This is a genomic window from uncultured Virgibacillus sp., from assembly GCF_947495635.1.
Lineage (GTDB): Bacteria > Bacillota > Bacilli > Bacillales > Amphibacillaceae > Virgibacillus > Virgibacillus salarius.
On record NZ_CANMAB010000053.1, the window covers coordinates 1 to 20920 of the forward strand.

Annotated in this window: 17 protein-coding genes and 1 pseudogene; 11 read left to right on the forward strand and 7 right to left on the reverse strand. The window is 36.3% G+C overall.

The features are described 5' to 3' along the window. Window positions 1–196: 196 nt before the first annotated feature. Both Q1A47_RS12240 and Q1A47_RS12245 read right to left on the reverse strand, forming a co-directional pair. Window positions 197–344: pseudogene (locus Q1A47_RS12240) on the reverse strand (IS256 family transposase); the annotation flags it as partial. A 184-nt stretch (window positions 345–528) separates the two neighbouring features. Next, window positions 529–1491 carry a YafY family protein gene (locus tag Q1A47_RS12245; RefSeq protein ID WP_166530732.1) on the reverse strand — a complete coding sequence of 321 codons (963 nt, stop codon included), beginning with the start codon at window positions 1489–1491 and terminating at the stop codon, window positions 529–531. Window positions 1492–1597: 106 nt separating this feature from the next. On the opposite strand from Q1A47_RS12245, the gene Q1A47_RS12250 reads away from it, so the two are divergent. The 10 genes from Q1A47_RS12250 to Q1A47_RS12295 all read left to right on the forward strand — a co-directional run bounded on the left by Q1A47_RS12250 (window position 1598) and on the right by Q1A47_RS12295 (window position 12373). Next, window positions 1598–2077, forward strand: coding sequence for a GyrI-like domain-containing protein (locus Q1A47_RS12250; protein WP_166530733.1), 480 nt, complete (start codon window positions 1598–1600; stop codon window positions 2075–2077). 884 nt (window positions 2078–2961) lie between these two features. After that, window positions 2962–3432, forward strand: coding sequence for a PTS sugar transporter subunit IIA (locus tag Q1A47_RS12255; protein WP_226983657.1), 471 nt, complete (start codon window positions 2962–2964; stop codon window positions 3430–3432). A 27-nt stretch (window positions 3433–3459) separates the two neighbouring features. Beyond that, on the forward strand, window positions 3460–4812 hold the full coding sequence (locus tag Q1A47_RS12260) for a PTS galactitol transporter subunit IIC (protein WP_200862580.1): 1353 nt from the start codon (window positions 3460–3462) through the stop codon (window positions 4810–4812). A 1-nt stretch (window position 4813) separates the two neighbouring features. Further along, window positions 4814–5458, forward strand: a complete 645-nt coding sequence (locus Q1A47_RS12265) for an L-ribulose-5-phosphate 4-epimerase (RefSeq protein ID WP_166530734.1) — start codon at window positions 4814–4816, stop codon at window positions 5456–5458. 26 nt (window positions 5459–5484) lie between these two features. Continuing rightward, the gene (locus Q1A47_RS12270; protein WP_026682501.1) at window positions 5485–5769 is read left to right on the forward strand and encodes a PTS sugar transporter subunit IIB; all 285 of its coding nucleotides are present in this window, start codon (window positions 5485–5487) and stop codon (window positions 5767–5769) included. Between the two features lie 626 nt (window positions 5770–6395). Further along, the gene (locus tag Q1A47_RS12275) at window positions 6396–7391 is read left to right on the forward strand and encodes a thiamine pyrophosphate-dependent dehydrogenase E1 component subunit alpha (RefSeq protein ID WP_051388427.1); all 996 of its coding nucleotides are present in this window, start codon (window positions 6396–6398) and stop codon (window positions 7389–7391) included. A 13-nt stretch (window positions 7392–7404) separates the two neighbouring features. Then, window positions 7405–8388 (forward strand): alpha-ketoacid dehydrogenase subunit beta, encoded by a 984-nt coding sequence (locus Q1A47_RS12280; RefSeq protein ID WP_026682503.1) that lies wholly within the window; start codon window positions 7405–7407, stop codon window positions 8386–8388. 11 nt (window positions 8389–8399) lie between these two features. Continuing rightward, window positions 8400–9767 (forward strand): 2-oxo acid dehydrogenase subunit E2, encoded by a 1368-nt coding sequence (locus Q1A47_RS12285; RefSeq protein WP_166530735.1) that lies wholly within the window; start codon window positions 8400–8402, stop codon window positions 9765–9767. A gap of 11 nt (window positions 9768–9778) precedes the next feature. Continuing rightward, window positions 9779–11155 (forward strand): dihydrolipoyl dehydrogenase, encoded by a 1377-nt coding sequence (gene lpdA, locus Q1A47_RS12290; RefSeq protein ID WP_166530736.1) that lies wholly within the window; start codon window positions 9779–9781, stop codon window positions 11153–11155. Window positions 11156–11638: 483 nt separating this feature from the next. Continuing rightward, window positions 11639–12373, forward strand: coding sequence for a bifunctional 2-polyprenyl-6-hydroxyphenol methylase/3-demethylubiquinol 3-O-methyltransferase UbiG (locus Q1A47_RS12295; RefSeq protein WP_166530737.1), 735 nt, complete (start codon window positions 11639–11641; stop codon window positions 12371–12373). Window positions 12374–12721: 348 nt separating this feature from the next. On the opposite strand, the gene Q1A47_RS12300 is transcribed toward Q1A47_RS12295, so the two are convergent. The 3 genes from Q1A47_RS12300 to Q1A47_RS12310 form a co-directional block, all read right to left on the reverse strand. Continuing rightward, window positions 12722–14110, reverse strand: coding sequence for an MFS transporter (locus tag Q1A47_RS12300; protein WP_246484826.1), 1389 nt, complete (start codon window positions 14108–14110; stop codon window positions 12722–12724). A gap of 209 nt (window positions 14111–14319) precedes the next feature. After that, entirely contained in the window at window positions 14320–14991 is a 672-nt protein-coding gene (locus Q1A47_RS12305; protein ID WP_121605158.1) for a metalloregulator ArsR/SmtB family transcription factor, read from the reverse strand. A gap of 591 nt (window positions 14992–15582) precedes the next feature. Further along, a complete protein-coding gene (locus Q1A47_RS12310; RefSeq protein WP_026682507.1) occupies window positions 15583–15966 on the reverse strand; it encodes a four-helix bundle copper-binding protein in 384 nt (127 codons plus the stop codon). A gap of 803 nt (window positions 15967–16769) precedes the next feature. On the opposite strand from Q1A47_RS12310, the gene Q1A47_RS12315 reads away from it, so the two are divergent. Further along, the gene (locus Q1A47_RS12315) at window positions 16770–16985 is read left to right on the forward strand and encodes a hypothetical protein (RefSeq protein WP_034679495.1); all 216 of its coding nucleotides are present in this window, start codon (window positions 16770–16772) and stop codon (window positions 16983–16985) included. Window positions 16986–17335: 350 nt separating this feature from the next. Here Q1A47_RS12315 and Q1A47_RS12320 read toward each other — a convergent pair whose 3' ends face one another. Together Q1A47_RS12320 and Q1A47_RS12325 are read right to left on the reverse strand one after the other, a co-directional pair. Next, a complete protein-coding gene (locus Q1A47_RS12320) occupies window positions 17336–18667 on the reverse strand; it encodes an MATE family efflux transporter (RefSeq protein WP_026683123.1) in 1332 nt (443 codons plus the stop codon). Window positions 18668–19320: 653 nt separating this feature from the next. Next, window positions 19321–20103, reverse strand: coding sequence for an alpha/beta fold hydrolase (locus Q1A47_RS12325; RefSeq protein ID WP_026683124.1), 783 nt, complete (start codon window positions 20101–20103; stop codon window positions 19321–19323). Window positions 20104–20920: the final 817 nt, after the last annotated feature.

Consider the following 20920-nt stretch of genomic DNA (forward strand, 5'->3'; position numbering starts at 1 on the left):
AAATCCACTTTGCAACGTGTTCTTCTTTGCAAAGTTAGTTGAGGCCGTGCCCGCGGAAAGCGAAGTAATTAGTCGGAACATTGCCAATATACATCAAACATTTCAAAATAACTACTCGGCTTAACGCAGTCATTGCACTGATTTTATACTTTCTTAACTTTTAAAAAAGCCCCTCATAAGAGGAGCTTTTAGTGAGGTCCATTTTGCCTTTTAATATCGTCTCAAACATAGACCAAATATGTCTTTTAATGCATTTGCAAATCTTTTATCGTTTCAGGTTGATACTGTTCAATAATCTTGTTAGCTAATTCTACGGAGTTAGGATCACTTTTAGATTTCCCCATTTAAAACGCTCTTTTAGCTTTATAGTTAGTATTCTACCAAATAAAAAGCTGTGTAAGTAAGAAAACGTATGCATTTCTTACTTACACAGTTAATATTACACTCCCTTATCTTTAGGGGCTCTGAAATAGAAGATAACGTGGAACTAGATAAACTCAAAATTACTGAGCTTTTAACTGGCCACGCTTATTGGCAGTATAAGCATAATCTCTCTTGTAAACTTTCTAAGACTTCTTCTGGAACTTCCTTGAATTTAATATCCTCACCTAGGAAAAGAAGCCAATTTGTTATATCGTTCAATTCTTCGGGCATATTAATATCGATAAAAGTCTTCAGAACGGCTGTGGCTTGGTAGGGATTCGTATAGGAAATTGAAAACTTTAAAGGATGGTATTTTTTGAACTGGGCAATTGCCTTTGGACCAAATTCGATGACAAGGTTGATTGCTTCTTCCTGCTTACTTAGTATTTCTAAAACCTTTTTCTTATTTACTCTTTTTTTTGTGGGGTATGGTTTTACATTGGTGAGGTGATCGACAGGAAAAACCCTCCTCCTTTCTTCTTTTAAGTCAAATCCCTCAATTTGCCATAAGCTTTTTTCACGATAAAGATGCAAGAGATAAATTGGATATGACTTTATTACCCTCCCTTCTTTGATGGTAATCAATAAATGGCTATCCAAAAGAAGGAGTTGTATGAGTTTTTCTAACATAGGATGAGGGAGGTCTGACAGATCAAGTAAATCAGGATTATTGGGATTGGTACCTTCGAAAAGCAAGATTTGATTTAATAAAACTAGGGTTTCTTGTTGGTTTTCTGGGATGAGGCCTAGCAATTTTTCAGCTAAAGACTGTCGACTTTTTAAATAGGGAAGTTGTTGATTTCTTGAGGCCATAAAGGCAATAAAAAGTGCTTTTACTTCATTATCGGTAAAGTGAATAGAAGGTAGAACAGAGTTGTTAATGATAGAATAACCTCCAGCTCTTCCAACCTCTGCTTCAAGTGGCATCCCCATAGCTTCAATTTCTCTGATATCCCTAATAGCAGTTGAACGAGAGATGTTAAATTCCCGCATAATTTCAGAAATTGTAAAGTAGGAGCGGTTGTTAATATACCGCATGATGGTATTAATCCGTTCAACTTTTTTCATTGTGACCTCCTAAACAGTATCATTTTTTGACATGATTCAATGTTATTATAAACTCAGCAAGTAAAAAAACAAATCTTTTGTTTAATTAAAAAGGAGGAATTTTGAAATGGCAAATTATACTTTAGAAGAAAAGGACAGTTTTACTGTTTTAGGTATTGGAATAGAGCTTAAGAGTGATTACACAGACTATGCTGGTATTACTAAGGAAAAGGCAGATTTTTGGCAAGCTGTCAATCAAGATGGAAGGCTTGATAAACTAAAAACTGTTGCAACAAATGACTACATTTTTGTTGTAAACGAAGCAGTGAATAATAAGATGATGCATTATGCTGGTGTCATGACGGAGGAATCCTTACCAGAAGCAACTAGACTTATTCAATTTCCTAAAGGGGAATATATCGTTGTTAAAGGGGAAGCGAATACAGATGAAGAGTTGAGTAACAAGCTTACTGGTATTGCCTTTGGTGAAGTCCTGATGGAAGTAACGGATGTATCCTATGTTGGTGGTCCAAATGCAGCAGTTGTGATGGGACAGCAAGACAGCTTAGTATATGGTGAAATGTGGATCCCTGTTGTTAGAAAATAAAGAGATAAAAGGCGGGATGGAAATCTCTCTACTTACTAAAAGGATGATTTAAAATAGACATCATAAAACAGATTACTAATGGTCTCCGTTGCCAATAAGTGATCTGTTTTGTACTTTTGATAATTTTAAATGATCATTATATCTTTTATCTAAAGTTGAAAAATGTATGGAACTAAAGTTTGAAAATAAAAAATTAAAATAAAACCCTGATTCTTCTACTTGGCGTAGATAAATCAGGGTTTTATTTTCCAAAAAGTGTCTTAACGTTAGTTTTATGTCAAAAAGCTGGTAGTACCTATTGCTTAACGTTGTAAATCCGCATCTTCCTGACGCTATCCCTACATGAAGGAAACTTGGCGACGCTGGCAAATGAACGCATTATGTGAATGAGATAACTCAAACAGTAAAGTTCCTATGTTATTTTTTGTTGATTTTAGAATAACAAAAAACACGTTTTTCATTATGAGGTGTGCCTCACCTAGCCATTTCCAATGAATATTTCTAAAGTGTAGACACTCTCCAAAACATATTAATAGACGTAATCAAAAATGACGTGACCCTTGTACCGGTGTCGCATCTCCCTTAGTGATCCCTTGAAAAGCTTAAGCTATTATTGATTCCCTTTTAAGCACAACAGCCGAAAACCTTGGTTATCAACCAATTCCTCAGGTAAAACTAGACCGAAACCATAAGTTTCTTTAATTTTTAAAGAGTTTATTTGTTTGTAAATCGTCTAGCAAACCTAATGAAAATTGTATTGACAATTGAAAGAGGAAGGGGTATCATTTGTTACAAATGTAACTATTTGTAACAAATGTAATTTTCGTTACCTCTATTATGAAAGGGTTTACAATTAATTAGGAAAAGGAGGCAGTAAATTGGAAATGAATAACGTAATTAGTGAAGACCTGGTTTTCTTTCTAGACGTGAATCATACCGATGAGTTATTTGAAGGGATGTTTACGGTGTTGCATCAGAAAGATTTCGTCAAAAGCAGCTTCTTAACTGCAATAAAACAAAGAGAGGTTGAATACCCGACAGGTCTAGCTACGGAAACCATAGGTGTAGCATTACCACATACTGATGCTGAACATGTCAAAAAGGAAGCAATTGGTATTGGTATACTGAAAAATCCAATCACTTTTCGACAGATGGGAATGGCTGATGCAAATGTACAAGTCAACGTAGTATTTATGCTTGCACTACAAAAACCTGAGAATCAACTAGAAGTATTACAGAAAATAACAGGTCTTATTCAACATAATAGTTTTTCAGAAATGTTAATGAATTGTTCTACGAAGAAACAAGTAATTACTACGATAGAACGTTTTACAAAAGAAGTACATGTTAATTAATCTCTTTTTAGCATAAGGAGGAATATTATGGATTACTTGCAATGGTTTGTGGATCTTGGAGCTAGCGTTATGCTACCAATCATTATCTTTGTTTTTGCGTTGGTTCTAGGCTCTAAGCCAGGAAAAGCATTTCGCTCTGGATTAACAGTAGGTATCGGTTTTATTGGTTTAAACCTAGTAATTGGACTATTAACGGATAGTTTAGGACCAGCTGCACAGTCCATGGTTGACAACTTTGGCTTCCAACTAAATACCATTGATGTTGGTTGGCCTGCTGCTGCTGCTATTTCATATGGTACTGCTTTAGGTAGTTTAGCAATCCCACTTGGTATTGCAGCAAATGTGATACTACTTGGTATTGGTTTAACAAGAACGTTAAATGTTGATGTTTGGGATTACTGGCATTGTGCATTCACTGGATCTTTAGTTTATGCACTTACGGGAGATTTTGGATTAGGTATCTTTACGATTATCGTTCACATTCTATTGATCTTTTTCTTAGGAGATATACTTGCAAAATATATTGAGAAATTTTATGGTTTTAAAAATATTACTTTCCCTCATGGGGCATCTGCACCGTCATTTTTAGTTGCATTACCTTTTAACTGGTTATTTGATAGAATTCCGGGATTTAATAAATTAGAAGCAAATCCAGAATCTATCCAAAAAAGAATGGGAATCTTCGGAGATTCAACTGTAATGGGTGTTTTAATCGGTATAGTTATCGGTATTTTAGCAGGTTACAATGTTTCGGAAGTATTACAGCTATCTGTACAAACCGGAGCTGTCATGATGTTAATGCCAAGAATGGTTGCATTACTAATGGAGGGATTATCACCAGTGTCTGAGGCTGCGGGGAACTTTGTTAAAAAACGTTTCCCAGGAAGAGACTTATATATCGGTATGGATAGTGCGTTATCTGTAGGTCATCCTGCTGTATTATCTGCATCATTGATCATTGTTCCAGTTACACTGTTCTTAGCAGTATTTTTACCAGGTAACACCGTATTGCCATTTGGTGACTTGGCAACAATTCCTTTCTTAATCTGTTTAATGGTTCCTATTTTTAAAGGGAACATCGTTCGTACAGTAATTGCTGGTTCTGTTTATATTGCTGTTGGTTTATATATTGCTACTTGGGTAGCACCGCTATTTACAAATTCAGCAGTTGCTGCCAACTTTGATATGGGAGGAAACACAAGTATCTCTGCACTTGTAGATGGTGCCGTTTGGACAACATTTGTTTTCGTCTGGTTACCTAAAGTATTTAGCTGGTATGGTATTGGTGCATTAGGCTTAGTTATTCTTTTAGGATTAATCTATGTGAATAAAATCAAACCGAAGCAAAAACTAAAATCCTCTAATGAAGGAGTGGCATAGTGTGTACTCTGAATTACGTGAAGAAATTTGTCAGGCAAACAAAAAGCTTAAGGATAATGGCTTAGTACGATGGACGAGCGGGAATGTTAGTTATCGTATTCCTGGTATTAATCGAGTAATTATAAAACCTAGTGGTGTAGATTTTGATGACTTGACTGCTGCAAGTATGGTTATAGTCAACTTAGCTGGAGAGGTAATTGAAGGGGATCTTAAACCATCCGTAGATACAGAAAGCCATTTATATGTTTATAAACATATGGAAAATATCCATAGTGTAATTCATACGCATTCTCCTTTTGCAACAAGCTTTGCTATAAGAGGAAGAGACCTTCCTAGTTATACAACAACTGCTGCTAACATTTTTAAACATCGTGTTCCATGTTCTGGGTTTGCTTCTATAGGAGGTGAAGAGATTGGTAGAGAAATTGTTCAAAACATCGGAGAATCACCAGCAATATTATTGAAGAACCATGGGGTTTTTACTATTGGTGAGTCTATTGACAAAGCATTAAAGGCTGCGGTTATATTAGAAGAGACTGCTGAATATGCTTTTTATGCATTATTACAAGAACCGAATATCGATCCTCTATCAAGTGAAATCATAGAGCAATGTAATGATTTTTATCTAACATCTTATGGACAATAATAAAAGATAAACTGGAGGTATTCATGATGAAAAAACTTTTAATTATGTGTGGTACCGGTATTGCAACGTCAACTGTCGTAACTGGAAAGGTGAAAGAATGGCTTAAAGACAATAATCTAGATGATAAAGTTTCTCTACATCAGTCTAAAATAAGCGATGAACTAGGAAGAATTGATGATTATGATGTAATAATTTCCACTACACTTGTACCAGAAAACGTTAAAGAAAAAGTTATAGATGGAGTACCATTATTAACGGGAATGGGTATCGACGAAATGTATGATAAAGTCCTTCAGAAATTAAATAGTTAAGATAATAATAAACTTTCGTTAATCCTTAACGGAAGTTTATTTCGTGTTAAGCAAGTATTGTCTTGTATTTACTAGTAGTTTAGCTAAATCGTAGTTAGTAGTAGATAGAGAATGTACCGTAATTTTTGTTTATAAATCTGGAGAAAGATATCACTTAACAGCAAGGAGGGATCCGCTACAGTGTAGCCTATGGAATAGGCTTTATTTTAATTTAGGAAATGAAGAAAATTATAAATTTTAACCATGTGAATAAATATGGGCGTGTTGAGCCACGTTCAATTCCAGCGCCTAAACTAGACGACTTCACGCATCTTTCTAAGATAAGTCATTATTGGCTCGTAAGCACATCGTGATTCCTTTATCTCTATTGACTCGCTCCAGTCGCTACATTTCTAATCGAGCGATTGTGGCTTTGTTCCATCATTGTTTGTGGGGAAGTATACCAACCACCATTTCAAAATTTGTTCTTTTTATATTAATAGAAACAAAGCAGATAAACCTAAGCTTTCACTACTAATAATTAAAAAATTAATGATATCGCATTAAAACCCTTGACGCAAGCAGTTAAACATACTATGATTATTACAAATGTAACCATAAAGAACATTTGTAAAAAATAGGGGTGAATGAAATTGAAATTGACAGAAGAGAAGTTATTAGCTCCAAAGATTAGTAACGAAAAGTTAGTAGGTTTGTATAAACAAATGTGGCTCATTCGTTATTTTGACGAAAAAGTAGATGAGTTTTTTGCCAAAGGCATGATTCATGGTACCACCCATTTAGCTGTGGGACAGGAGGCAAGTGCATCCGGAGTCTGTGCATTATTAGATATTGATGATAAAATCACGAGCACACACAGAGGACACGGGCATTGTATTGCTAAAGGTGCAACAGCTGACAAAATGATGGCAGAGTTGTTTGGTCGTACAACTGGTTATTGTAAAGGTAAAGGTGGATCCATGCACATCGCGGATGTTGACATGGGGAACTTAGGAGCAAACGGAATTGTTGCAGGTGGTATTCCTTTGGCTGTAGGTTCTGCTTTAACTGCTAAAATGAAGAATCTGAATTATGTAACCGTTTGCTTTTTTGGTGATGGAGCCACGAACGAAGGAAGCTTCCATGAAGCAGTAAATCTAGCTTCTATCTGGGATTTACCCGTTATTTTTGTTTGTGAAAATAATCAATATGGAATGTCAGGGTCTGTTAAAGAAATGATCAATGTGGACGACATTGCAACACGAGCAAAGGCTTATGGCATTCCTGGTGTTGTTGCTGATGGAAATGACATTATAGAAATAATGAATGTTACAGATGATGCGATCAAACGTGCTCGTCGTGGTGATGGTCCAACTCTTATCGAAGCCAAAACATATCGCTGGAAAGGTCATTCGAAGAGTGATGCGAAGAAATATCGTACACGTGAAGAGGAAAAAGAATGGCGTGCGAAAGATCCAATCAAACGATACAAGCAAGTTTTAATTGATGCTGGTTTATTTACGGAAGAAACAGCAGAAGAACTTCGTTTAGCTGCGAAGAAAGAAATAGAAGATGCAGTTAAGTTTTCAGAAGAAAGTCCGATGCCAACTTTAGATGACTTGTTAACAGACGTTTATGCATAGGAGGGAAAATCAAATGAGAGAGATAACTTATTTAGAGGCAGTACGTGAAGCAATGAGTCTAGAAATGCGTAAAAATAAGGATGTATTTATTTTAGGGGAGGATATCGGTGTTTATGGTGGAGCGTTCGGTGTTACACGCGGCATGATAGAGGAATTTGGCCCAGAGCGTGTTCGTAACACTCCAATTAGCGAAGCAGGTATCGCTGGTGCTGCAGTAGGTTCAGCACTAACTGGTATGCGACCAATTCTTGAATTACAATTCTCAGATTTTATTACGATAGCATTAGATCAAATTGTTAACCAAGCGGCGAAAATTCGTTATATGTATGGTGGAAAAGGAAAGGTCCCAATGGTAGTGAGGACTCCAAGTGGCTCTGGAACAGGTGCTGCTGCACAGCATTCTCAAAGCTTAGAAGCATGGGTAACGCATATTCCAGGGCTTAAAGTGGTTCAACCTTCTACTGCCTATGATGCAAAAGGATTACTGAAGGCCGCAATGGATGATGACAATCCTGTTATTTTTTATGAACATAAATTATTATACAAAACTTCTTCAGATGTGCCTGAAGAAGCATATAGTCTGCCATTAGGTAAAGCGGATGTTAAACGAGAAGGTTCTGATGTCACTATTGTCGCAACAGCAATCATGGTACACCGTGCACTAGAAGCAGCAGCAGAACTTGAAAAAGAAGGAATCAGTATAGAGGTGATTGACCCTTGTACTTTAGTACCGTTAGATGAAGAAACCATTATTAAATCGGTAGTGAAAACAGGACGTGTGGTTGTGGTTCACGAAGCGGTTAAACGAGGTGGATACGGTGGTGAAATCGCTAGTATGATTGCAGAAAGTGAAGCGTTCGATTATCTTGATGCTCCGATTAAACGTCTGGGTGGAGCACCGTCTCCTGTGCCATATCATCCAGATCTTGAAAAAGCACATGCTCCACAAGTATCGAATATTATTCAAGCTGCAAAAGAAACTTTAAACAAGGTTTAAGGGGGGGTATCATGGCGAAAGAGGTTTTTATGCCAAAATTAAGTAGTACGATGGCAGTTGGTACCGTACTTCAATGGTTCAAAGAAGAAGGGGATTCGGTTGAAGTCGGTGAACCACTTTTTGAAATCATGACAGACAAGATTAATATAGAAGTTGAATCCTATGAAGAAGGAATTTTGTTGAAGCGATACTACGATGTAGATGATGAAGCTCCAGTTAATGCGGTTGTTGGATATATAGGTGAAGCTGGAGAAGAAGTTTCTGATACACCTCCGGAAGTTGTCGGTAGGGAGTCAGGAGAAGATGAAACGATGGATTCTTCGCCAACTAGGAATGATGCGGATTCAAATTCAGGTGTAACTGCTAAGGAAGAAATTCAAGAAGTGGTGGATAATGATAGGAGAGTGCGTGCGACACCTGCAGCTCGTCGCATAGCTCATGAAAATAATGTAGTGTTAAGCATGGTTTCAGGATCTGGTCCTAAAGGAAGAGTACATGAATTAGACGTTATGACATATGTGAATGGAAATAAAATATTTGTAACACCACTTGCAGAGAAAATTGCTAAGGGAAATGGTGTGAATCTCCGTCAGGTTACTGGAACGGGCCCACGTGGCAAGATTGAAAAAGCGGATGTCCTAGCGTTTGTTGAGTCTCAAGAAGCACGATCTAGCTCAAATACTCATGCCACAGGTGAGCGTGTAAAACTAAAAGGCTTACGTAAAGCGGTTGCGGATAAGATGATGGATAGTGTTCGTACGATTCCGCATGTAACCCTTACAAGTGACGTTGACATGACAAAAGCTATGGAATTGCGTAAGGCATTATTACCAATAATCGAACGTCAAACTGGATATCGTCTCTCGTATACAGAAATTATCATGAAGACGGTTGCGTATGTTCTTGAAAATCATCCTAAAGTAAATGCTTCAGTAGTTGGTGACGAAATCGTGATGAACAATGAAGTGAACATTGGTTTAGCAGTTGCTGTAAAGAATGGATTGATTGTTCCTTCTGTGAAACAAGCTAACCAAAAAGGATTAACTGAGCTTACAGAAACAAGTAAGACGTTAGGAGCTAAAGCTAGAGATAACAGGTTAACTCCTGATGAAATGAGAGGAAGTACCTTCACGATTAGTAATCTAGGAATGTATGCAGTTGATGGATTCACCCCCATCATCAACCCACCAGAAACAGCGATTTTAGGAGTTGGTAGAATTGTAGAGAAGCCTGTAGTAGCTAATGGTTCAGTTGTGATTCTTCCAATGATGGTTCTAAGTCTATCATTTGATCATCGGGCAATTGATGGTGCTCCGGCTGCGGCATTCTTAACGGAGCTAAAGGAATCTTTAGAAGATCCATATAGCCTATTGGTTTAGGAGGAAACGACATGAAAAATTTTGACTTGGTTATTGTCGGTGGTGGTCCTGGTGGTTATGTTGCTGCTATTCGTGCAGTTAACGCAGGTCTTTCTGTTGCTCTTATTGAGGGAAGAGACCTTGGTGGTACGTGCCTAAACCGTGGATGTATCCCATCAAAGACATTCTTAAAACATGCAGAAGCATTCAATCAAATTAAAAACGCTAGTTGCTACGGTATTACCGTTAATGATTTTTCTTTCTCCATGGAAGAGATGGTGAGCCGTAAGAATAAAGTTGTAAAACAATTATGCAGTGGAATTAAAGGACTACTGAGTCAGAATAAGATTACCTTTTATCAAGGTTTTGGTACGGTTCGCGATGATAAAACTATTTCGGTAGATATAGGTAAAGGTACGGAGAGTCTCCAAGCAAGCAATGTTATTTTGGCAACTGGTTCTCAACCATTTGTTCCTGAAATACCAAGATTAGATAAAATAAACTATTATACGAGCGATACTATTTTTGATATTGAAGAAGTTCCTTCCCATATGGTTATTGTTGGTGGAGGAGTAATCGGCCTAGAGCTAGCTTGTGTGTTTAATAGTTTAGGCACAAAGGTTGATCTGGTAGAAATGGCCGATAGAATAATACCTACTGAAGACCCCGATGCTTCCGCATTCTTGACAAAACAGGTGGTTGCAAAGGGAATAACAATCCATACGAATACTAAAATCACAGGTTTTAAAGACGTTCATCCTACTGTGGTTGAAATGGAGAAAAACGGAGAAAAGGTTGGGCTTGAAACGAATAGTGTACTCCTATCAGTTGGCCGTGTACCGAATGTAATCGGTTTAGATGAATTGTCCGTTGAATTTGATGGCCGATTTGTTAAAGTCGATAAAAACTTAAGAACTTCTGTTAGTGGAATATATGCAGTTGGTGACTTAATTGGCGGATATCAGTTAGCTCACGCAGCTAGTCAAGAAGGAATATATGCTGTTAATCATATTCTGGGAATTACACATAAAAAAGACTTACCGATGCCACGATGTATTTATACATTTCCTGAAGTTGCTAGCGTAGGGATGACCGAACTAGAAGCAAAGAAGGCTGGATATAAGGTTAAAACTCAGAAAGTTGATTTAGCTGCAAATGGTAAAGCGATTGCTGCAGGAGAAAACAGTGGATTTATGAAGATTATTGCTGATGAGAAGTATGGTGAAATTCTTGGGGTAGTTATGGTTGGAGCACATGTAACCGAAATGATTAGCCAAGCTACATCGTTCATACATTTAGAAGGAACTGTGGAAGAAATGGAGTCCATGATCCACCCACATCCAACTGTATCTGAAGCACTATTCGAAAGTGCAGCAGCTTGGTTAGGGAAAGGAATACATTATAGTTGATTGAACATAACCCAGGCAGAAATTTGCTTGGGTTAGTTTTTCTATGTGCGCCGTCCTAATAGGGTGAAGTCCGCTGATAATGGTATTCCACTCTTAGTTCCTTCAGAATAAAAGTGATAATCCTGGTATAATCAGGAATTCTCTTAAACGTTTTAACTGGAATTTTTCTTAATCTAATTATTGTACCTTTAATACATCTCCTTGTAAGACTATGATGTAGATTACATAAATTTTTTATAAACTTTTCTATAAATCAGCTCACTAACATAATTAATTAACACTATAAGTAGAAGGTATACAAATTATTAATGCTGATGATGTAACTTAGGTATAAAAACTACGATTTGACTTTTGATTTGAAATATTAAACTGGTATAATCTACATAAAAATAAGGAAGTAGGTGATATTAATGATTGTACACAAAAGAGAAGTACTCCATGTAATTTCCAAAAACAGCTAAAAATTACATGGAGGTATGAACAATGAAAGAGAGCGACTACGATAATGAAAACATTTTTGAAAAATACAGCCAAATGGATCGGAGCAAAAGAGGGCTAGAGGGAGCGGGTGAGTGGCAAACCTTAAAGAAATTACTTCCTGATTTTCAAGGAAAGAAAGTCTTAGATTTAGGATGTGGTTATGGTTGGCATTGCATCTATGCTTTAGAACAAGGAGCAAGTTCTGTAGTAGGGGTAGATTTGTCTGAAAAAATGTTGGAGGTTGCTAAAAAACAAACAACATCCAAAAAAGTAGAGTATATCCATTCAGACATTGAAGATATATCTTTTGCGGAAAATACCTTCGACATTGTTCTAAGTTCGCTAACTTTACATTATATTGAATCTTTTTCTGATATAGCTAAAAATGTTCATCGTTACTTAAAAGGTGATGGGGTTTTTGTTTATTCAGTGGAACATCCTATTTTTACTTCTGATGGGAATCAAGACTGGATTTATAGTGAAGATGGTTCCATTGCTCATTTTCCAGTAGATAACTATTTTTATGAAGGCAAGCGAGCGACGAATTTTTTAGGAGAAAATGTAACTAAATACCATAAAACATTAACCACGTATGTAGATGGTTTACTGAAGAATGGATTTCATATTAATCGAATCGTAGAGCCTATGCCTCCTGAAAACATGATAAATGTTCCAGGAATGAAAGACGAACTTCGTAGACCTATGATGTTGATTGTCTCCGCAACAAATGAAAAATAAGATTACTCACACTAACATTAAAGCTCATACTTATTATGGGTTCGCATATTTTAATAATGAACAAAAGCGCAAACTCCCGATTAGAAACGTAGCGACTGGAGCGAGTCAACGGAGATAAAGGAATCACGGTGAGCTTGCGAGCTGATGATGACTTATAGTAGGTGATTCATGAAGTCACATCGTTTCTAGGCGGTAGAGCTGGACGTGGCTCAACACGCCCATATTTATCCATATGGGCTAATTTTATAATTTCCGAGACTATTAGAAAGTAGTTAATGTCTATCATTATTAGTTAGGATGGTTAGACACTAACTACTCCTCACCTAAATTCCTAAACAAATAGGAAGGTTATTCTTTATTTTCACGAGATAAGATCACAATTGGAATGAGTATTAAGGAGAAAATCCCTCCAGCAAACGATAACGTTTCATAACTTGAACCAGCAACAACCATCCCTGACAAGGCTCCACCGGAAGCTCCAGCTAAAGCAATAAAAACATCCACTGTGCCTTGAGTCTTGGCACGAGTTGAAGCTTCTGTTGAATCAACAATCAGAGCTGTTCCACTAATTAATCCGAAATTCCATCCTAATCCAAGTAAAGAAAGAGCAACAATTAGAAGAAATACAGAATTACCTGGTGCTACCCCTGCTATAACACCCGAAAGGAGTAATGTAACTCCAGCAGAAATCGCCATGGCAGGACGACCAATCTTATCAACAAGAATTCCCGTAAAGAGGGAAGGAAGGTACATAGCTCCGATATGAAAGCCAATCACAAGTCCGATGGCACTTAAATTGTGGTCATGATTTCCCATATGAACGGGAGTCATTGTCATAATTGCAAGCATTACAATTTGACTTAGTACCATAATGGTAGCACCAACTGTAATTCCTTTTTTATTTATTTTTTTCTTCTCAATAGGTTCCGAATTTTGCTTATTCGTATTTATTTGTAACGCTATAATAAATGGATCAGGACGTAAAAAAGCGAAAAGCACAAGACCTGCCAATATAAATGAGACTGCGGATAAGATAAACGGGCCAGCTAATTCTGGAATACCAAGAAAAACAGCAACATCCCCCATAATATCAACTAAATTCGGTCCCGCAACTGCACCAAATGTGGTGGCAACCATCGCTATACTTACAGCAGTGGCGCGCTGCTTGTTAGTTGCTAAGTCTGTCCCAGCATAGCGGGCTTGTAAATTAGTTGCAGTACCTGCCCCATATACGAGTAGAGAAATGAATAATAAAAATACACTATTTATGATGGCTGCAATTACAACACCTAATGCTCCAAGTCCGCCCGTTATAAAGCCTGACGCAAGCCCCATACGTCTTCCAAAACGATTTGAAAGTCTTCCTACTATTAATGCAGCTCCTGCCGATCCTAACGTAAATAAAGCAGCTGGTAACCCTGCAAATGAGTTGGTACCAAGCATTTGTTCTGCAAGTAACGCCCCAACTGTTATTCCAGCAGCTAATCCTGCTCCACCAAACATTTGAGAGATAACTACAATGATTAATGTGCGTTTATATAATTTTTTTTGGTTCTCTGGATTATCTAAACATCCTTGTGCCAATTCATTTAGTTTAGTAGACAAATGAAACACCTTCTTTCCAATTTTTATCTCATAAAAAGTCACAACCTTATCAGCCCATTCTACAAGCTCTACACAATCATTCATCGTAGAGATTGGGCAAGAAGTTGTTTCATCTAAAAATCTTAATTTCAAACATGTTCAACAAGCCAATAATTCGCCATCTAACTCTTCAAATTTATTCATTTGCTCTTTTACATTAAATTTCCCATGTTCCATGCTTTCACATTCAACGGCTTCACCCATTAAAAAGAACGTTATGATCTTTTGTTATTCAGTATTGGCAAACCTAAAAGCATTCCAGAATTTTTTTGATTCTTTTGTTTCTAAAATGATTCCTAATTTCATTTTAATTCCCCAGTTGATTTGTCTTGGAATTGATGCCAATCTTGAACGCTGTTTTCTAAACGATGGGCATTTATACCGTTATTCTTTAAAATTTCTACTGCTTCGACCGACATCAGGCAGTACTGCCCCCTACAATAAGCAACAACATCATAATTGGTTGGTAAAGAAGAGAGTTTTTCCCTTAATTCTTCAATTGGTATCGAAATAGCACCTGGAATATGAGCTTTTTCATATTCTTCTTTTGGTCGAACATCTAATAATACTACTTCACCTTTTTCCAGTCGCTCTTTAAGTTCTGAAAGAGTAATCCCATCCATACCAAGATGAGCATTTAAAAATTCTTCTTTTATTTGTTGTACCTGTACAAACTGTTTTTCTGACAAATTATGAAGAGAAGTTAAAAAGTTCGAAATGGCTACATCTGCTAATTCGTAGATTACGTAGTTCCCCTTTTTCTGAAACGTTACCAACCTGGAATTAGTAAGAGTTTGTAAATGTTGAGATACATTTGCCACAGACATAGTAGTTGCTTTTGATAATGCTTCCACCGACTTAGGACCTTGAGATAGTATGTCAAGAATTTCTAAGCGCTTTGGGCTCGAAAGACTTTTACCTATTCTTGCAAATTCTTGATACAATAAATTTTTTAGATTTCTTTCATTTAACAATTTAAATCACCTTCTTATCTATTCAACTATTTAATTGAATAATTGAATTATAATCGCCATGATTATTCTTTTCAACAATTATGCTCCGTTAGTTAAGAATTGGATTTAATTATTTTGGTGTCCAAGCGTCTTAGGTATTAATTATGATAAAGTGAAACTTTAATCAGTTGGGAGTTTTGTTTATCCACCACGGATTGTTATTACCACAAGGGTATGACCTAAAGGCCTTTGAACCAATCGGACATTTATCCAAGATCTATTCGTCAACAGGTTAGGGTGTTAAAGTGTAGAAAGTGTTATTTACATCAAAAGGATTATCACACGTATGAAACACTGACTAAAACTATTATGCTTATATCCAATGTTATCACGAAAAAATATCAACAAAAACGACTAAATGGAAAAAGCCCTATGGAATATAGGGCAATGGCCGCCTAGACAACCTTTATTATTTACACTGACTGACTTGACAGGGTGGATTTCAATATAACTTTGTATACTCAGAGTCTAGTTCAGAGTTTCCTTATCTAAACTTCCCTTAACCCTTAACTCTCCCTCTTCAGGAGATATCTGATTAGAATATGTGCAAAACTACATGTTTATTGCAAAATTACGGCACTCTTGAGCACAATGTAAGCAAGTTTTACCACAATATTGTGATTGCTGATCAGGGTGTTGTAAGCAATGATTTCCACAAACCTCACAAATCTGTGCGCATAACGATGCAATAGATTTTGCAAAATAACTGTTACGTGCAATACTCTTAGCAGTTAACGTACAGATATCAGCGCAGTCCCTCAGTAGTCTTAATTGTTCATTTCTATGGCTAGAACTATCCATTTGTAGAATTGTATATATGGTAGATTCACAAACAGCTTCACAATGTTGGATTGTTTTAATAATTTTATGATAAGGCAAATGACTCTGATCCGTTTGATAGGACAAATGATTCTGATTAAACATTGTATCGTACATATAAATTCCTCCAGAGTTTTTTTAATTTCATAACAGTTTTATGATATGTATGGATATCTACCTATGTTTAAGACATAAGCCTACTTTTTAAAATTAGTACTAACCTAATTGGTCTTTTCAGTTGGTTCACAAAACTTCAAACATAGTTGCATAAATATCGATTCCACAAAATTCATAGTTATCTACTTTTGCTAAAAAACATAAATAAATGAATAAAAGTTCTCACATTATTAATTATAAAAGAAGACAAGATATATAGGAGATGATTACCATAAAAATAAAAAAGAAAAGCATTGTAATTCTAATAAGTGTTCCTTCAAAGTGGATTTAACAGTATTTGCTTATAATGGCTTATTTGACTCCAAAAAGCCAATGAGTATTGAAAAAGTCTATGAGGCTAAAGGGATATACTAAGAATGTTGAGGGGAAAATAAAGGAATTTGAGGAGCATTTTGCTAACGAAGTTTAGATATAACCGCCGTATACAGAAAAATATGTGGAGAACTGATTAAAAAGAAGGTAGAATTATATGAATATGTTATTGATAATTCAGTTGTTAATTAATAATATAAGAATTCATTTATACTCGTTGGGGTAATATGAGAACGTTTTATATTAATTGCAATTCTGGAATTACTATTCAATTAAAGAAAAACGAAATAATTTATGTAAGGGGGATGAAAAATTACCGCAAGCCAAAATGATAAAACCTCTTTTTAAAATTTTTTCCTTCCTCTTTTTTGTTGATAATATCCACTAATCGGCTTACTATAAAAATAGAAGGTGGGAGGGGATCTAGAATAATGAAACTTCATATAATTGCTTCAGTTATAGCTGTTTTAATAATAATTTTTATACTAACTCAAAAAAATATAAAAAAGAAATTAGATTTAACCGTAATTGTTATTGCTGCTATGCTTATTTTTATTGTAGAAAATCAATGGATTTGGATATCGGTTTTCGTACTTACATTAGTTTATTTTGGAATAAAATATGCAAAAAGTACGGGTGATTCTTGATGGATTGAGCTATCCAGCCTAAACCACATACTATCTCAACTAGGCTTCTATTAGTACCTTTTTTTCTAGTACATTATTAAAGTAACTATAGTGTGAGGTGTTTTCCATGCAAGCTGTCTTAGTCTCTTATTTCTTCAGTTTTTTTGCCTGTTTTCACACCTCTGAATAATTAAGTTTATTTATATAATTACTTTAACTCCATAATTCTATATAGGAAGTCATAAGTCCTGTTATTTCACTGACCCAATTTTCACTCCTGCTTGATGAGTAACGTAGTAAATATCAAGCAGGAGAATCAAAATTAAAAGGTGCCGAATTCTAGTTTGATCCGTCTATTTTAGATGTGCCTTTTACCGGTGCTTTAACACATGTTTTCTTGTGATAAAAAAGAGTAGCAATGCAACGAGCATTTCAGCAATTGGAAGTGCTAACCACACACCAGCAATACCAAAGAACTTTGGTAATAACCATAGTAAAACCAAGATAAAAACAAAGCTTCTTAACAAAATAATAATGATCGATGGGCGAATTTCTCCAATGGACTGAAAATAAGTCATGTAAACGAAATTAAATCCAAGGAAGATATAGCCTATGAAAAACAATCGAATGCCCTGCACAGCCAATTTACGTACCTCATCAGATTCGAGTCCGAAGAGTGATACGAGTAAAGGTGCAGCAAACAAGCCGATGAGAAGTAGGATTCCCCCCAGCGTGAACGATGCCTTCTCGCCAATCCTTACACTCTCTTTGATTCGCACTTTCTCTTTTGCTCCATGGTAAAAGCTAATTAATGGCTGTAGTGCTGACTCTATTCCAAAAAATGAAAGGAACATGAAGCCGTGCAAATAATTGACGACTGAAAAAGCAGCGACTCCTTCTGTGCCAAGCAAACCAACGACTGCTAAGTTATACCCAGCAACGAAGACAAGGGTTCCCGCTTCAGCTAGAAAGCTTGGGAAGCCGATCGAGAAGATGCTTCCAAGCATTTTCCATGACCACTGGAACGAAGGGCTTCTTAGATTCGAATGCTTTTTAAAGAAATGGAGCAATAGGACGAGTAAACCAGCGAAGCTTGCAAGGGCAGTTGCAAGCGCGGCGCCTAAGACTCCTAACTCCAAGACGAAAATCATATAGTAATTTAGCCCGATATTAATAATTGCAGTCGCACCAAGCGCAACCATCGACAAGGTTGGGCTGCCATCATTTCGGACAAAGATGCTGAGCAGCTGTTGTAAAGCAATTAGCCAACCAAGCAAGAACATAATCTTCAAATATTCGACGGTATGAGTAAGGGTATCTGTATTTGCGCCTAGCAGTTTTGCAATCGCCTCTACATTAACATAACCGAAAACGCCAACGATTAATAGCAGCAATAACGCACTGACAATAGCCAATGAAAATACACTTCTTGCTTTAGTCAACTGCTCGCCTCCGGTATAGATCGAATAAATGGTTCCCCCACCAATACCGATCCATAGTGCGATCGAGAATATTAACGAGAAAACTGGCATGGCAAGGTTGACACCAGCTAGCCCTTCAGCTCCGACCCCGTTACCTACAAATATTCCATCGATAAGGATATTTATCGACATCAGCATCATTCCTAATAATGAAGGAAAGAAATACTGAAAAAATACTTTCTTAACGGATTGTTGTTTCAAGTTTGCATGTGCTCCACTCATCTGTCATTCCTCCTACAACTACTTACAAAAGAAAGTATAAACCTTCAAGCTACTTGAAGGTCAATCTTTTATTTACTAAATACCTAAATTTAAGCTGCATATACTGATTTATACTTAATGACATACAAATGGATTGCAGTAATATTGAAAAGAAGCACAGTTTTAAATCAGGAGCAAATTGTCAACAGAGTACTAAATACATGAGTAGTTATCAATATCCAATTTAACAGGGGAGGAATTTTTTGGTTCGTATTCGAATAGATGTATGGTCTTTAACACTGAGGCTATAGTAGATGAGTAGTACTTAAAGGACATTGTAATGAAAATGCCCTTTAAGTTTATCCACTCTATTACATTATAGATTGAGAGCAGCGAGAGTGGATATGGCTTGGGAAAGGGGCTGCTCATAAATCTTTTCCCGTTTTCTAACTAAGCTACACATGTTTTCAAACATAAAAAGTCCCCCGTAAAAAGGAGGAAAAAGAGAAGGTAAACATATAGAAGATAATTTAAAATCATCTTGTGTATTAGTTTACGTAATACGTTTATTGCATGTTTGTTATAAATTACTCACTTTTTCATATTTTTTTATAGCTGATCAACACTATTTACTATCCTCCACCTTTTATTCCTGAGGCAAATTTATTTAAAGCCTATGGTTTTAAAAATCTTGATAGTACTGGTAACAACATCTCAGGGTTAGGCATATGGTCCTGTCCTTCTAGTTGAAAATATGCTGAGTTTGGAATCGCCTTGCTAAGTTGGTTGGCAGTATCATGTATAGAGGTAGGGCTTTCTTCGCCAACAATTATTTGTGTTGGTGTAGTTAGACGAGCAGCTCGTGTAACAGGTGGTAAATCCAAAGCTAATGTAGTATCGTAGGCAAGGGTAGGGGCAAGTGCTACCATCGTTTCCCATTGTGGTGATTGCTGCATACCCATAATCACTTCTTTAGGTGTACCGATCCCTTCCAAGAAAATACGGATTGCTTGGTCATGCTTACCACTATCAAGCAATCTATATAATCCCTGACTTAACGCTTTGAATTCTTCTTGGTTTGCCTCATCGTTTGAATAGGCAGGGTCATACATAACCAGCTTTTTTACTTTCTGGCCAAGTCGGATTGTAGCTTCTAGCGCAAGAATAGCTCCAGAAGAATGTCCGTATATATTAGCTCTACCTCCAGCTACGTCTATCATCGCTTCAATGTCTTCTAGTTCACGTTCCATTGCGTATGGCATTGTATTACCACTGTTACCCCGCCCACGTCTGTCATAATTGTAGACTGTAAATTCTTCTGCAAACACCTTGGCATCATGCAAGACTGGTGCAAATGAGCGGAAACAAGTGGCTCCTGTTATAAAAATTAGAGCAGGTCCTTTACCATAGGTATCATAAGCTAGCATTGTACCATCTTTTGATCGGGTTGTTTTCATGATTTATCCCCCTTTATTTAGTTGTTCTTTTAAGCGATTTTATTACCATTTTTCTTAATCCTGTCAACTATATCAAATTATTTTAAACGATACTTCTTCTCGATTGCTATATTATACCATTTATAAAGTGAAGCAGATTATTTATAACTAGCTTAACTAAATAAAGGCCACCCATGTTAACTGGGTGACGATTCTGAGGTCATTCTAAAGAACTATATAGAAAACAAACGAATTGCAACAAGCCATTTTATCTCTGGACGTACAGAAAACTGGCTTGTTGTCTAGTATCATATAGTCTTATTCTTATCTAATAAACTATGGATGGAATAAAAACACAGATTATTTAAACCATCCTCATTACGTTTGGTAATTCATCCGTAAGATATAACTTTAGGAATATATTAAAAATTAGTGGAATTTATACTATGAGACCTGTCCAATCATTTTCCTTTGTATGTTCATAAAATGAAATAAAAGAAAGGAGGATGGTTATGTGTTATTGTCATTCTTGTAATAAAAAACACCATCATCTTTGTGACTGGTGTAAAAAGAAGTTCCATTGTGATTGTTTCCATTGCAAAAAGAAAGAATGTTTTTATTATTTCCATGATGGAAGCCATGACTGCTGTGATCATTGTAGAAAGAAATTTGAAAAGAAATTTAAAAAGAAATGTCGCTTTTGTGACTCATATTATTAAATGTTGGAATTATTAAAACGGTCTAGCCCTCACCATGGTGGGGGCTTTTACTTGTTGCTAGTACTATATTTATATTGTATGTTTCTCCTAAGTTAAAGGTGCAAAAATATTTCTATTTT